Genomic DNA, 13,597 nt, shown 5'->3' with positions numbered 1-13,597 from the left:
GGGCTGGGCGCCTGCGCGTTGGATAAGCAGCACGTTGTCGGTGACCAGGGCGGACTGGCCGCCGGGGCCGGTGGCCTGGCGGCGGGGCATGTCGGCGCGAAGTGCGGGCCATTCGGTGGGGTCCAGGGCGATCTCGGCGGCTACCTCGGTGGGGGTCGGGAAGTGGGTGTCCGGGTCCTGGTTCCAGGACCAGGGAGCGATGGAACCGTGGTCCACGATCAGCAGCAGGCCGCCGGGACGCAACGATCGGGCGGCCTGCCGCAGCAGCCGTCCGCGGTCCAGGTCGATCGGGGTGTGCAGGTATTGCGCGGAGATCAGATCGAACGTCCCGGCCGGGAAGCTCTCGCCGAGGTCGTGCGGGTCGGCCGTCACCCGGCCGCCGAGGCCGAGGGAAGTGGCGTGCGAACGGATGCCCTCGATGGCGGTTCTGGAAATGTCTACAGCGGTTACCTGCCAGCCTTGCTGGGCCAACCAGATGGTGTCGCCGCCGGGGCCGCAGCCCAGGTCCAGGGCGGAACCGGGGGTCAGCGGGGCGGCGACCTCGGCCAGCAATGGATTGGGACGGCCGCCCCAGGTGCGGCGGGAGCGGTAGTGGTCGTCCCAGAACTGTTCGGCTTCGGTGACCATGGCGCCAGCATCAACCCGCTCGTCGCCGTCTTGCAAGAAAAGTTGCGGATCCGCATGATGAGTTGATGGGCAGTGTGGAAGAGGATGTTCTCGCCGGGGTCGGGTCTCGGCTACGGGCGCTCCGGCAAGCTCGGGGCATCACCCTGGCGGAACTGGCGGCTGAGACCAATCTGACGGCGAGCACCCTGTCACGGCTGGAGAACGGGAAGCTGCGCCCGACTCTGGAGCAGCTTCTGCCGCTGGCCCGGGCGCATGAGGTGCCGCTCGACGATCTGGTGGCCGCGCCGCCGACCGGTGACCCCCGCATTCACCTGCGGCCGGTTCGGCGGGCCGGGATGACCGTGGTGCCGCTGACCCGTCGGCCCGGTGGTGTGCAGGCCTACAAGGTGATCTATCCGCCGGTGGGGCAGGCATCCGCTCTGGCGCCGCAGACCCATGAGGGGTACGAGTGGTTCTACGTGCTCAACGGGCGGGTTCGTTTTGTGCTCGCGGACCAGGAGTTCGAGTTGGGGCCGGGTGAGGCCGCCGAGTTCGACACCCGGCTGCCGCACTGGATCGGCAGCGCGGACAGTCAGCCGGCGGAATTGCTCACCCTGTTCGGGCCGCAGGGCGAACGGGCTCACCTCTGACTTCCGCCACCACCGCATTCGAGGCGGAGGTGAGAAGGAGCGGCGGGGCGGGCCGTCGGCGGCCGGGCGGGGCAGGCGGCCGGGCCGCGGGGGATTTTTCCGGCACCACCGCATTCGGCCCGGCGGTCGCGGGTCGGCCCGGAAGGGCGCCTGCCTTGCGGGGTGGGGGCGGGGCTGTTGACGGGCGTACAGAATTCAGAGGGGTTGATCTATGTCGTTGACGTGGTCGGCGACCGCGGCTCCGGTGATCGTGGCGCGGATCGGGAGGTACTCCAGGCAGCGGCGGATCGCGGGAGCCATCACCGGGTTGGGCACGCGTAGCGAGATCGTGCAGTGAGGTACCCAGCGGCCGGGGCGGTAGTGCTCCCAGATCTCGACGCCGCCCGCGGCCAGGCGGTCGTGGACCTCGCGGTGGTGATCGAGCAACTCCGGGGTCATCGTCACGCCCAGCCACAGGACCCGGCCGACGAACTGGCCGACGAAGTCGAAGCTCACGCTCAGGCCTCGGCCGACCGGGAAACCGGCCAGGGCGGCGGCGACCGCTTCCGGGTCGATGCGGTGGGCGGCGGCCAGCGAGAGGTGCGGGCGGTGTTTCTGGTGCAGGGAGCCGAGGGACGGGATGCCTTCGGCGTCGAGGGCACGCCAGAGGGTTCGGATCCGGCGTGTCGTGTCGACGTCCAGGTGGAGCTCGAGTGCCGCGACCAACTCAGTCGACGACGGTCAGCACGACCGGGTCGCTGACCTTGGTGTCCAGGCGGGCGCGCAGTGCGTACGGCCCGGTCGACAACGATGGCCCGGACGGCGCGTTGTCGGCACACTGGGTGGACGAGCGGCCGTTCCAAGTGATCTTGAAGAACTTCTCGGCCCCGGCAGCCAGGCTGACGACCTCGTTCTCCGAGTTGGTGGTGCACTGGTCGGAGGACCAGAACTTCTGCGCACCCTGCTCGATGTAGAGCTCCTGCGCGCTGGAACCCAGGTCCCGGGTGCAGGTGCGGCCGCCGACGTTCTTGATCCTGATCTGGATGTCGGTCGGAGCGCCCCGCAGCGGCGACGTGTCAGCCGGCACGGGTGTGAGCTGAAGCTCAGCGTCCGCGCACGTGGTGCCAGTACCGGTGCCAGTGCCAGTACCGGTGCCGTTGTCGGCCGGGAAGGTGACGGCCGGAGACGCGGGCCCGGGCAGCACGTCGTCCTCGTCGGGCTTCTCCGACTTGATGTCGGCCGGGTCCGGCAACGCGGGGCCGACACCGGGCGCGCTCTCCTCCAGGGAAGGCGTCGCCGACGGATTTCCGGCAGCCGGAGTCGGGTAACCGGCCGTCTTCTTCGGCTCCGATTCGTCCCCGCCAGAACAGGAGACGAACAGCACGATGACGCCGAGCAGCACCGCGCCCAGCACGACCAGACGCCGCCGCCAGTAGACAGCGGAAGGGAGGGGACCAACCGTCGCACGCATGATGGCGCTTACGTTAGACCCGCATGCCCATCGCTATGTGCACGGCACGCCGGTTATGCGACACCAACTCACGCACCGGTCGTTAGTCAGTGGATCCGCGCACCCGCCTACAGTGAACGGGCTATGACTCTCGCCGACGAAGCCATCACGTGGTACGCCGCAAACGCCCGCGATCTGCCCTGGCGGCAGCCGGACACCACCCCCTGGGGAGTACTGGTCAGCGAGGTGATGCTGCAACAGACCCCGGTCGTGCGCGTCGAACCCGCCTGGCGCTCCTGGATGACCCGCTGGCCCGTCCCGGCCGCGCTCGCCGACGATCCGCCGTCGGAGGCGATCCGGATGTGGGGACGGCTCGGATACCCGCGCCGGGCGATGCGCCTGCACGCCTGCGCGGTCGCGATCGTCGAACGCCACGGCGGCCGGGTCCCCTCCGACCTGGACGAGCTGCTCGCGCTGCCGGGCGTCGGGACGTACACCGGGCGGGCGGTGGCGACGTTCGCCTACGGCCAGCGGCACCCGGTCGTCGACACCAACGTGCGGCGGGTCGTCTGCCGCGCCGTCGAAGGCAAACCCGACGCGGGACCGGCGACCACCACCGCCGACCTGGTCGCCATGGAAGCCCTGCTGCCACCGGACGCGCCCACCGCGGCCCGCGCCAGCATCGCCTTCATGGAACTCGGCGCCATCGTCTGCACCGCCCGCTCCCCCCGATGCGTCGACTGCCCGTTCCACCAGGTGTGCGCGTGGCGACTCACCGGCCAGCCGCTGCCCGAGGGCCCCAGTCGCAAACCGCAGCGCTACGCGGGCACCGACCGGCAGGTCCGCGGCCTGCTCCTGGAGGTACTGCGGCACACCACCGGCCCGGTCCCCCGCCAACGCCTCGACATGGTCTGGCAGGACGAGGTACAGCGGACCCGCGCGCTAGCCGGCATGGTCGAGGACGGCCTGATCGAAACCCTGGGCGCCGACGATTTCGTGCTGGCCGGCGACGCGCCGAAGGGCGAGATCCAAACCCTTTTCTAGTACGCCCCACCCAACGGTCCCGCCCCCACCCCGCAAGGCAGGCGACGGCCAAGACCGACCCGCGCCCGCCGGGCCGAATGCGCCACTCACCGCCCGCGGTCCCGCCCCCACAGCGCACGCCCTTCTGCGTGGTGAGTTCGGGTTCGATTCGCACCCGAACTCACCACACAGCCCTGACGCGGGTCGGCCCCGCTCGGCCCCGACAACACGCGTTGCCGCCGGGCCGGGCAGGCCGGGCAGAGCAGGCCGGGCAAGCCGGGCAGAGCAGGCCGGGCAAGCCGGGCCGGGCCGCCTCAGGGCCCTAATGTCACACGGCCCTGAGGCGGGCCCAGCTCTAACTCCGCACGGCTCTCTGATGCGGGCAGGCCCCGCAAGTGGCTCGGAAGTCGCCCTGCGGCGGCCCGGAGTCAGTCGCTGGTGGCCCTGAGGTGGGCGGCGATCTCCGCCGGCAGCGGATAGGGGCGCTCGACCGGCAGCAGGGCGCTCGCGGCGTCCTCGTCATCTGCGTCCAGAAGCCCGCGGATCTCCCGGACCAGTCCGGTCACGTCGGTGATCCCGGTGATCCACTCGTCGACGTAGCGGGGCACCGCCGCCCCGCCCAGCCCCAACTGCAGCGACCGGTAGGGCAACTCCCGCAGCCGCAGGTCCCGCTCCGGATCCCACTGCACCCGAGCCGGTGCCCTTTTGAGCTGCCGCTGCCAGGTGACCCGATCCGGGTGAACCCCACGCTCGTAGTGGCTGAGAACCGCATTGCCCAGCGCCCACTCGAACCCCACCCGGGTGATCGACACCGCGAGCACGTGCTCCTGGCCTTCTTTGGTAGCCCACCCGCAGCGGTACATCATCCACAAGAACGACGGCTTGATCCACGTCATCCGGTCCTGCTTGAACGGCGGCACGAACCGCCCCGCCCGAGCCGCCGGCACCGCAATGGCCGGCGAATAGGCCTGATAAACGGTGACGGTCTCGTCATCGAAAACGGCCCTGATCTGCCTCTGCATGGCCCACATGATCAGTCCTGCCGACCGCTGCCCGCGACCGCATTTCCACGACCCCGCCGAATGGGAGTGACGAGTAAGGGCCGGGGGAAGGGCGAGCAGGGCAGGGAAAGTCAAGCGGCACGAGACGCGGAGCGCGGTGCCAGGCGCGGCATCGCGAGGCGCAAGGGTCACGAGCGCAAGGCGGTGGGTGCAAGGACGGCGAGCACTAGGCACAGGGCCGTAGACGCAAGGAGGTGGTGGGCGGGCGCAAGGGTGCGGGCGCGGCGGGCGTGCGGGTGTGGCGGGCGCGGGGCGCGGGTGACAGCCGAGGGTGGAGGGGCGGGAAGGTAGTCCCCATGCGAACAGCCCGGTCGCGAGACGCGGCCGGGCTGTTCGTCAGGGTCTTGCCTACTCCTCGGTGGTCGGCACCGCGAGGTCGGCTGGCACCGCGTCGGGCACCTCGGCGCCCTTTTCGGAGCCGTTGAAGACCAGCTTGGACTTCTCGAACTTCGCCGGGTCGCCCTCGCAGTCGACGACGACGATCTGGCCGGGGCGCAGCTCGTTGAAGAGGATCTGCTCGGACAGGGTGTCCTCCAGCTCACGCTGGATGGTCCGGCGCAGCGGACGGGCGCCGAGGACCGGGTCGAAGCCCTTGGCCGCCAGGTACCGCTTCGCGTTGTCGGTCAGCTCCAGGCCCATGTCCTTGTTCTTCAGCTGCCCCTCGATGCGGGCGGTGAAGATGTCGACGATCTGGAGGATCTCCTTCTCACGCAGCTGGTGGAAGACGATCGTGTCGTCGATACGGTTCAGGAACTCGGGGCGGAAGTGCTGCTTCAGCTCATCGTTGACCTTGATCTTCATCCGCTCGTACGACGACTCCTCGGCCTCGGAGGCCTGGAAGCCCAGCGACACGGCCTTGGCCACGTCACGTGTGCCGAGGTTGGTCGTGAGGATGATGACCGTGTTCTTGAAGTCCACGATCCGGCCCTGGCCGTCGGTCAGGCGACCGTCTTCCAGGATCTGCAGCAGCGTGTTGAAGACGTCCGGGTGGGCCTTCTCGATCTCGTCGAACAGGACCACGGAGAACGGCTTGCGGCGGACCTTCTCGGTCAGCTGGCCACCCTCGTCGTAACCGACGTAACCGGGAGGAGCACCGACCAGGCGGGACACCGTGTAGCGGTCGTGGAACTCGGACATGTCGAGCTGGATCAGCGCGTCCTCGGAACCGAACAGGAACTCCGCGAGGGCCTTGGACAGCTCGGTCTTACCGACACCGGACGGGCCGGCGAAGATGAACGAGCCGCTGGGGCGCTTCGGGTCCTTCAGACCGGCCCGGGTCCGCCGGATCGCCTTGGAGACGGCCTGGACCGCGTCCTCCTGGCCGATGACGCGCTTGTGCAGCTCGTCCTCCATGCGCAGCAGGCGGGAGGTCTCCTCCTCGGTCAGCTTGTAGACCGGGATGCCGGTCCAGTTGCCCAGGACCTCGGCGATCTGCTCGTCGTCGACCTCGGACACCACGTCCAGGTCGCCGGCCTTCCACTCCTTCTCCCGCTGCGCCTTCTGGCCCAGCAGGGTCTTCTCCTTGTCACGGAGCTGAGCGGCGCGCTCGAAGTCCTGCGCGTCGATCGCGGACTCCTTGTCGCGGCGCACCTGCGCGATGCGCTCGTCGAAGTCACGGAGGTCCGGCGGCGCGGTCATCCGGCGGATGCGCATCCGTGCCCCGGCCTCGTCGATCAGGTCGATCGCCTTGTCCGGCAGGAAGCGGTCCGAGATGTATCGGTCGGCCAGCGTCGCCGCCGCCACCAGCGCGGCGTCGGTGATGCTGATCCGGTGGTGCGCCTCGTAACGGTCGCGGAGGCCCTTGAGGATCTCGATGGTGTGCGCGAGGGACGGCTCGCCGACCTGGATCGGCTGGAAGCGGCGCTCGAGGGCGGCGTCCTTCTCGAGGTGCTTGCGGTACTCGTCCAGAGTGGTCGCGCCGATGGTCTGGAGCTCACCACGCGCGAGCATGGGCTTCAGGATCGAGGCGGCGTCGATCGCGCCCTCGGCGGCACCCGCACCGACGAGCGTGTGGATCTCGTCGATGAACAGGATGATGTCGCCGCGGGTGCGGATCTCCTTGAGCACCTTCTTCAGGCGCTCCTCGAAGTCACCGCGGTAACGCGAACCGGCGACCAGAGCACCCAGGTCGAGGGTGTAGAGCTGCTTGTCCTTCAGCGTCTCGGGCACCTCGCCCTTGATGATGGACTGCGCCAGCCCCTCCACCACGGCGGTCTTGCCGACACCGGGCTCGCCGATCAGCACCGGGTTGTTCTTGGTGCGCCGGGACAGCACCTGCATGACCCGCTCGATTTCCTTCTCCCGGCCGATGACCGGGTCGAGCTTGCCCTCGCGGGCGGCCTGGGTCAGGTTGCGGCCGAACTGGTCCAGCACGAGCGACGTGGACGGTGCGGCCTCGCCGGTCGCGGTGCCGGCGGCGGCCGGCTCCTTGCCCTGGTAGCCGGAGAGCAGCTGGATGACCTGCTGGCGGACCCGGTTGAGGTCGGCGCCGAGCTTGACCAGCACCTGGGCGGCGACGCCCTCGCCCTCGCGGATCAGGCCGAGCAGGATGTGCTCGGTGCCGATGTAGTTGTGGCCGAGCTGAAGCGCCTCCCGCAGGGACAGCTCCAGCACCTTCTTGGCGCGTGGCGTGAACGGGATGTGCCCGCTCGGTGCCTGCTGCCCCTGGCCGATGATCTCCTCGACCTGCTGGCGGACACCCTCGAGGGAGATGCCCAGGCTCTCCAGAGCCTTGGCGGCGACACCCTCGCCCTCATGGATCAGGCCGAGCAGGATGTGCTCTGTCCCGATGTAGTTGTGGTTGAGCATCCGGGCCTCTTCTTGGGCCAGGACGACAACCCGTCGCGCTCGGTCGGTGAACCGCTCGAACATGCCCTCGTGCTCCTCACGTGCCGTGCGCCAACTGAACTGGCGGGGCCAGCGCACGGGCATCGGTGATGCCCGTGCTGTAACTCTATCGCCGCTGAAGCTCTCCGCTGGGCCCTCGCTGCCCCTCGAAACGATCCGCAACGTTGATTTAGCCAACTTCGCACGCTCAGCGGCTGTTCCCCCACCCGAACGTGTACGCGTACAGCGAAATCCTGCCGATCCACAGCCTGTGGACAACGCTGTCCGCTCCTGTGGATAACCGTAGTGAGAACAGGCCGGACCGGGTGGCCAAACGCGGAGAGGGCGCACCGACCAGGACGGCTGCTGTTCGCAGCCGACTCGGTCGGCACGCCCTCTCCGTGGAGTCGTGCCGGGTTGTCAGCCCCGGCCGGGGCCCTTCGAGTGGAACTCGTCCACGATCTCCTGCGGGATACGACCCCGGTCGGAGATGTCCTTACCGGCCTTCTTGGCCCACTCCCGGATCGCCTTGTTCTGCTCCCGGTCGGCAGTCGCGCCGCCGCGACCGCGCGCCGCACGACCACCGACGACGACACCGCCCCGGGCGACCTTCGTGCCGGCCTTCTGGTAGGGCTCGAAGACCTCCCGCAATTTAGCGGCGTTCTTCTCCGAGAGGTCGATCTCGTACTGAATGCCGTCGAGCGCAAACTTCACGGTCTCGTCGGCGTCGACACCATCGATGTCATCGACCAGCTTGTGAATGATCTGCTTGGCCACGCGCCGTTATCCTCCCGAACACAGGTTCTCTCCCCAGCAATGGGAAGACAATAACGCCAGGGGCGCATCACCCGTCAATGGCGGGGGTAGATAATTGCAGAGCCGTTACTCTCGGCAGACGTTACTCCGGGCGGACCAAGGGGAAGAGTATCGTTTCCCGAATGCCCAGGCCGGTGAGCGCCATCAACAGCCGGTCGATTCCCATTCCCATGCCACCGGAGGGCGGCATTCCGTACTCCATGGCCCGCAGAAAATCCTCGTCGAGCTGCATCGCCTCGGCGTCGCCACCCGCTGCGAGCAGCGACTGAGCGTGGAAACGCTCGCGCTGGATCACCGGATCGACCAACTCGGAATAGGCGGTGGCGAGTTCGAATCCGCCGACGTAGAGGTCCCACTTCTCGGTGAGCCCGGGCGTGTTCCGGTGCGACGCGGTGAGCGGCGCGGTCTCCTCCGGGAAGTCCCGGACGAAGGTCGGCTGCTGGAGATCGCCGGTCACCAGATGCTCGAAGAGTTCCTCGGCCAGCTTGCCGGCACTCCACTTCGGGTCGACCGAGAGCTGGACCTTCTCAGCGTACGCCTGCAGCTGGGCGAGATCGGTGTCGATGGTCACTTCTTCACCGAGCGCGTCGGAGATCGCCCCGAAGAGCGTGATCTCGGCCCACTCGCCGCCCAGATCGAGCTCGGTGCCGTCCTGGTGGGTGACCACATGCGATCCGGCGACCGCGAACGCGGCCTCCTGAATCCACTCCCGCACCTGGGCCTGCATCACGTTGTAGTCGGCATACGCCTGATACGCCTCGAGCATGGCGAACTCCGGAGAGTGCGTGGAGTCCATGCCCTCATTCCTGAAGTTTCGGTTGATCTCGAAGACCCGCTCGATGCCTCCGACCACGGCTCGCTTCAAAAACAGTTCCGGCGCGATCCGCAGATAAAGATCCATATCCAGTGCGTTGCTGTGCGTCACAAACGGCCGGGCCGCGGCACCGCCGTGCAGCAACTGCAGCATCGGCGTTTCCACCTCGAGATAATTCCGGCGGAACAGCGACTCACGCAGGCTGCGCACCACGGTCGCCCGGGTCCGAACGACGTCGCGGGCCTGCGGGCGGACGATCAGATCGACATAACGCTGCCGGACCCGGGTCTCCTCGGAAAGCGGCTTGTGCGCGACCGGAAGGGGCCGCAGAGCCTTGGCGCTCATCGCCCAGGAATCGGCGAGAACGGAGAGCTCGCCACGGCGGCTGGTAATCACCTCGCCGGTGACCGAGACCAGATCGCCGAGGTCGGTCAGGGTCTTCCACTCGGACAGGGACTTCTCCCCGACCTTGTCGAGCGAGAACATCGCCTGGATCTCACTGCCGTCACCGGACCGCAGGGTGGCGAAGCAGAGCTTGCCACCATTGCGGACGAAGATCACCCGACCGGTGATCGACACCTTGTCGCCGGAGCCGGTGTCGGTGGGCAGGTCCGCGTAACGCTCGCGGATCTCGGCGATCCCGTCGGTCCGCGGGACCTCGACCGGGTAGGGCGGCAAACCCTCGGCGAGCAACCGGTCCCGCTTCGACCGGCGGACCCGCATCTGCTCGGGAAGGTCCTCGGCGGGGTCGATCGCTGGCGTGTTCTGCTCGGTCACGGCAAGACTTCCTTCTCGGTGCTGGGACCTGGAAAGCCTACTCAGCCGGGCTCAGACGTTCCGCTCATATACCATCCGCAGGCCGATCAGCGTGATCATCGGCTCGTGCGCGGTCAGGGTCCGGCATTCGTCCTTCACCAGCCAGGACAGACCGCCGGTGGCGATCACCGCGCGAACCGGGCCGATCTCCTCGACCATCCGCTCGACGATCCGGTCGACCTGCCCGGCGAAACCGAAGTAGAGCCCGGCCTGCAGACACTCCACGGTGTTCTTGCCGATCACCGAACGCGGCTTGGTCGGCTCCACCTTGCGCAGCTGGGCGGCGCGGGCGGCGAGCGCGTCGAAGGAGATCTCGATGCCCGGCGCGAACGCCCCGCCGAGGAACTCACCCTTCGCACTGATCAGGTCGAAGTTGGTGGTGGTGCCGAAGTCGACAACGATCGACGGCCCGCCGTAGAGGGCGTGCGCGGCAAGCGTGTTGACCACCCGGTCGGCACCCACCTCCTTGGGGTTGTCGATGGCAAGCTGGACACCGGTCTTCACACCCGGCTCGACGATCACGCTCGGCACGGCGTCGTAGTAGCGCTTCAGCATGGTCCGCAGGTTGCGCAGCGCGGCCGGGACTGTCGAGCAGGCGGCCACCCCGGTGATCTCCACGGCGTCGCCGGCGAGCAGGCCCCGGATCTTCAGGCCCAGCTCGTCGGCGGTCGACGCGGCATCGGTCTTGATCCGCCAGTTGTGCACCAGCTTGTCGCCGTCGAAGGTCGCCAGCACGGTGTTGGTGTTACCGATGTCGATACAGAGCAGCACGCCAGGCCCCTAAAAGACGGAAATCAAGACCCTCATTGTGTACGTGGGGGCGAGGCTCATCGAGGACGCAGGTCCATCGCGATGTCCAGGATCGGCGACGAGTGGGTCAGCCCGCCGACCGACAGATAGTCCACACCGGTGGCGGCATAGGCGGCAGCCGTCTCCAGGGTGAGGTTGCCGGTCGCCTCCAGTTCGACCCGGCCGCCGACCGCCCGCACCACTTCGGTCAGCAGCTCCGGCGTCATGTTGTCGCAGAGCAGGAAGTCGGCACCGGCCCTGACCGCCTCCTGAGCCTCGGCGAGAGTGGTCACCTCGACCTGCACGGTCACCTCCGGGAAGGTCGAGCGGACCAGCTCGTACGCCGCGGTGATGCTGCCCGCGGCCAGCTTGTGGTTGTCCTTGATCATGGCCACGTCGTAGAGGCCCATCCGCTTGTTGGTGCCACCACCGGCCCGCACCGCGTACTTCTCCAGCACCCGCAGCCCGGGTGTGGTCTTGCGGGTGTCCAGAACGGTGGCGCCGGTGCCGTCCAACTGGTCCGCCCACTTGCGGGTGTGAGTGGCGACGCCGGACATCCGGCAGAGCAGGTTGAGCGCGGTGCGCTCGGCGGTGAGCAGGGCCCGGGTCGAGCCGGTGATCACCGCGAGCACGTCACCGCGGCGCACCCGGTCGCCGTCGGCGGCCACCGCCTCGAACGAGGCCGCCCCGGCGCTCGTCGCGGCGAAGACCTGAGCCGCCACCAGCAGGCCGGCCACCACACCGTCGGCGCGGGCCACCAGTTCGGCGGTGTCGGTCTGTTCCGCCGGGATGGTGGCCTCGCTGGTCACGTCGCGCGCCGGGTCGCCCAGGTCCTCGGCGAGCGCGGTGAGCACGATCCGCTGGACCTCGCCGAGGTCCAGCCCGATGTCGGCCACCTCGGCGTCCGGCTCGGGCAGCGGCTCACCGGGAGCGAAAGTGCCGGCGTCGAGGCCGGGCAGTGATTCGCCGGGGGCGGAGGAGCCGGGGGCGGAGGAGCCGGGCTGGGGTTCGCCGGGGGTGAGGCTCACGTCATCTCCTGGAAGTCCTGGGTGTGCGCACCGTTGGGGGCGATCGCGTTCAGCAGGTGGCCGCGCCACTCGTCGGCCGCCGTCGGGTGATCCTCCCGCCAATGGCAGCCCCGTGTCTCCCGGCGGCTGCGCGCCGAGGCCACCAGCGTGGTCGCGACGGTGAGCAGGTTGGTGACCTCCCAGGCCGCGTTGTTCGGGCGGGAGCGCTGCTCGGCCAGCCGGGTCAGCTCCTTGGCCGCGGTGGCGAGCGAGTCGGCCGACCGCAGCACTCCGGCACCCCGGGTCATGACGCGCTGCAGCTCGGCACGGATCTCCGGGTCGACGACCCAGGCCGGGGCCGCCGCGGTCCGGGCCGGTTCGGCCTGCGGGGGCAGTTCGCGGGCGATGTCGTCGGCGATCCGGCGGGCGAAGACCAGGCCTTCCAGCAGCGAGTTGCTGGCCAGGCGGTTGGCGCCGTGCACGCCGGTGCAGGCGACCTCACCGCAGGCGTACAGACCGTCGATGCTGGTCCGGCCGTGCAGGTCGGTGCGGACGCCGCCGGAGGCGTAGTGGGCGGCCGGCGCGACCGGGATCAGGTCGGTGGCCGGGTCGACGCCGGCCGACCGGGTGGACGCCATGATCGTCGGGAAGCGGCCCTCCAGGAACTCCTTGCCGAGGTGCCGCGCGTCCAGGTAGACGTGGTCGGCCCCGGTGGAGCGCAGCACCCGGTAGATGCCCTTGGCGACCACGTCGCGGGGTGCCAGCTCGGCCAGCTCGTGCTGCCCGACCATGAACCGGGCCCCGGCCTCGTCGACCAGGTGGGCGCCCTCGCCGCGGAGCGCTTCGGAGATCAGCGGCCGCTGAACGGGGTCCACCAAGGAAGAACCCGAGCCAGAACGGGAGAAGACCACTCCCGTGCTGCCTCGGTCGGTCTTGGAGGTGACGAACGACGTCGGGTGGAACTGGACGAACTCGACGTCGGTCACCTCGGCGCCGGCCCGCAGCGCGAGCGCCACCCCGTCGCCGGTGGAGACCGACGGGTTCGTGGTGGACGAGAAGATCTGACCCATCCCGCCGGTGGCCAGCACCACGGCCCGGGCCAGCACGGCGCCCACCCCGTCCTCGGAGCCCTCGCCGAGCACGTGCAGGGTGATACCGCAGGCCCGGCCGTCGGCGGCGCGTAGCAGGTCCAGCACGAGCGCGTGCTCGACCAGGCGGATCCACGGGTCGCGGCGGACCGCCTCGTGCAGGGCGCGCTGCACCTCGGCGCCGGTCGCGTCGCCACCGGCGTGCACGATCCGGTCGGCGCGGTGGCCCCCCTCACGGGTCAGCATCAGCGAGCCGTCCGGGTTGCGGTCGAACTCGGCGCCCCGGCGGATCAGCTCGCGGATCCGGGCCGGGCCCTCCTCGACCAGGACCCGCACCGCGGCCGGGTCGCAGAGGCCGACTCCGGCGATCTCGGTGTCGTACGCGTGGGCCTGCGGGCTGTCCAGCGGGTCGAGCACTCCCGCGATGCCACCCTGGGCCCAACGGGTCGAGCCGTCGTCGATGTTGACCTTGGTGACAACGGTGACGTGCAGGCCTTGTTCGCGCAGGTAGAGAGCCGCGGTCAGGCCGGCGATGCCGGAACCGACCACGACGACGTCGGTGGTCTCGGTCCAGCCTGGCTCGGCGGCGGCGAGCCGGCGGGGCAGCGCCGGGAGATCCGCGAGAGGTGACATGTGTTTCAGTACACTCCGCCCCTACGAACACGTCACGGC

The 13,597-nt window shown here is 69.3% G+C and carries 11 protein-coding genes and 1 pseudogene; 2 read left to right on the top strand and 10 right to left on the bottom strand.

What is annotated here, in order from left to right; genetic code table 11:
* Positions 1-15 precede the first annotated feature (15 nt).
* Positions 16-627, bottom strand: a pseudogene (locus tag BLU81_RS36080) (class I SAM-dependent methyltransferase); the annotation flags it as partial.
* 65 nt (positions 628-692) lie between these two features.
* Between BLU81_RS36080 and BLU81_RS36075 the strand changes: the two are divergent.
* On the top strand, positions 693-1,256 hold the full coding sequence (locus BLU81_RS36075; RefSeq protein WP_092551706.1) for a helix-turn-helix domain-containing protein: 564 nt from the start codon (positions 693-695) through the stop codon (positions 1,254-1,256).
* A gap of 195 nt (positions 1,257-1,451) precedes the next feature.
* On the opposite strand, the gene BLU81_RS36070 is transcribed toward BLU81_RS36075, so the two are convergent.
* Positions 1,452-1,961, bottom strand: coding sequence for a 2'-5' RNA ligase family protein (locus BLU81_RS36070; RefSeq protein ID WP_092551703.1), 510 nt, complete (start codon positions 1,959-1,961; stop codon positions 1,452-1,454).
* A 1-nt stretch (position 1,962) separates the two neighbouring features.
* Entirely contained in the window at positions 1,963-2,706 is a 744-nt protein-coding gene (locus BLU81_RS36065; protein WP_092551700.1) for an adhesin, read from the bottom strand.
* A 123-nt stretch (positions 2,707-2,829) separates the two neighbouring features.
* On the opposite strand from BLU81_RS36065, the gene BLU81_RS36060 reads away from it, so the two are divergent.
* On the top strand, positions 2,830-3,729 hold the full coding sequence (locus BLU81_RS36060) for an HhH-GPD family protein (protein WP_092551697.1): 900 nt from the start codon (positions 2,830-2,832) through the stop codon (positions 3,727-3,729).
* A gap of 407 nt (positions 3,730-4,136) precedes the next feature.
* Here BLU81_RS36060 and BLU81_RS36055 read toward each other — a convergent pair whose 3' ends face one another.
* From BLU81_RS36055 to BLU81_RS36025, 7 genes are all read right to left on the bottom strand, one after another.
* Positions 4,137-4,739 carry a DUF4291 domain-containing protein gene (locus BLU81_RS36055; RefSeq protein WP_092551694.1) on the bottom strand — a complete coding sequence of 201 codons (603 nt, stop codon included), beginning with the start codon at positions 4,737-4,739 and terminating at the stop codon, positions 4,137-4,139.
* Positions 4,740-5,117: 378 nt separating this feature from the next.
* On the bottom strand, positions 5,118-7,640 hold the full coding sequence (locus tag BLU81_RS36050) for an ATP-dependent Clp protease ATP-binding subunit (protein ID WP_092558125.1): 2,523 nt from the start codon (positions 7,638-7,640) through the stop codon (positions 5,118-5,120).
* Between the two features lie 375 nt (positions 7,641-8,015).
* The gene (locus BLU81_RS36045; RefSeq protein ID WP_092551691.1) at positions 8,016-8,372 is read right to left on the bottom strand and encodes a histone-like nucleoid-structuring protein Lsr2; all 357 of its coding nucleotides are present in this window, start codon (positions 8,370-8,372) and stop codon (positions 8,016-8,018) included.
* A 121-nt stretch (positions 8,373-8,493) separates the two neighbouring features.
* A complete protein-coding gene (lysS, locus tag BLU81_RS36040; RefSeq protein ID WP_092551688.1) occupies positions 8,494-10,002 on the bottom strand; it encodes a lysine--tRNA ligase in 1,509 nt (502 codons plus the stop codon).
* A 51-nt stretch (positions 10,003-10,053) separates the two neighbouring features.
* Positions 10,054-10,812: a type III pantothenate kinase gene (locus tag BLU81_RS36035; RefSeq protein WP_092551685.1), complete on the bottom strand. Its 759-nt coding sequence runs from the start codon at positions 10,810-10,812 to the stop codon at positions 10,054-10,056.
* A 56-nt stretch (positions 10,813-10,868) separates the two neighbouring features.
* Positions 10,869-11,747 carry a carboxylating nicotinate-nucleotide diphosphorylase gene (nadC, locus tag BLU81_RS36030; protein ID WP_373873271.1) on the bottom strand — a complete coding sequence of 293 codons (879 nt, stop codon included), beginning with the start codon at positions 11,745-11,747 and terminating at the stop codon, positions 10,869-10,871.
* A gap of 107 nt (positions 11,748-11,854) precedes the next feature.
* On the bottom strand, positions 11,855-13,558 hold the full coding sequence (locus BLU81_RS36025; RefSeq protein WP_092551682.1) for an L-aspartate oxidase: 1,704 nt from the start codon (positions 13,556-13,558) through the stop codon (positions 11,855-11,857).
* Positions 13,559-13,597: the final 39 nt, after the last annotated feature.

This window comes from Actinoplanes derwentensis, assembly GCF_900104725.1.
Classification (GTDB): Bacteria; Actinomycetota; Actinomycetes; order Mycobacteriales; family Micromonosporaceae; genus Actinoplanes; species Actinoplanes derwentensis.
Note: the sequence above shows the minus strand (reverse complement) of the source record. Positions and strands in the feature narration are given on the sequence as shown.

Excerpts from the sequence above, each read along its gene's own strand:
- BLU81_RS36055 (WP_092551694.1), bottom strand. The coding sequence starts at position 4,739 with ATGTGGGCCATGCAGAGGCAGATCAGGGCCGTTTTCGATGACGAGACC.
- BLU81_RS36050 (WP_092558125.1), bottom strand. The coding sequence starts at position 7,640 with ATGTTCGAGCGGTTCACCGACCGAGCGCGACGGGTTGTCGTCCTGGCC.
- BLU81_RS36075 (WP_092551706.1), top strand. The coding sequence starts at position 693 with ATGGGCAGTGTGGAAGAGGATGTTCTCGCCGGGGTCGGGTCTCGGCTA.
- BLU81_RS36065 (WP_092551700.1), bottom strand. The coding sequence starts at position 2,706 with ATGCGTGCGACGGTTGGTCCCCTCCCTTCCGCTGTCTACTGGCGGCGG.
- BLU81_RS36025 (WP_092551682.1), bottom strand. The coding sequence starts at position 13,558 with ATGTCACCTCTCGCGGATCTCCCGGCGCTGCCCCGCCGGCTCGCCGCC.
- BLU81_RS36060 (WP_092551697.1), top strand. The coding sequence starts at position 2,830 with ATGACTCTCGCCGACGAAGCCATCACGTGGTACGCCGCAAACGCCCGC.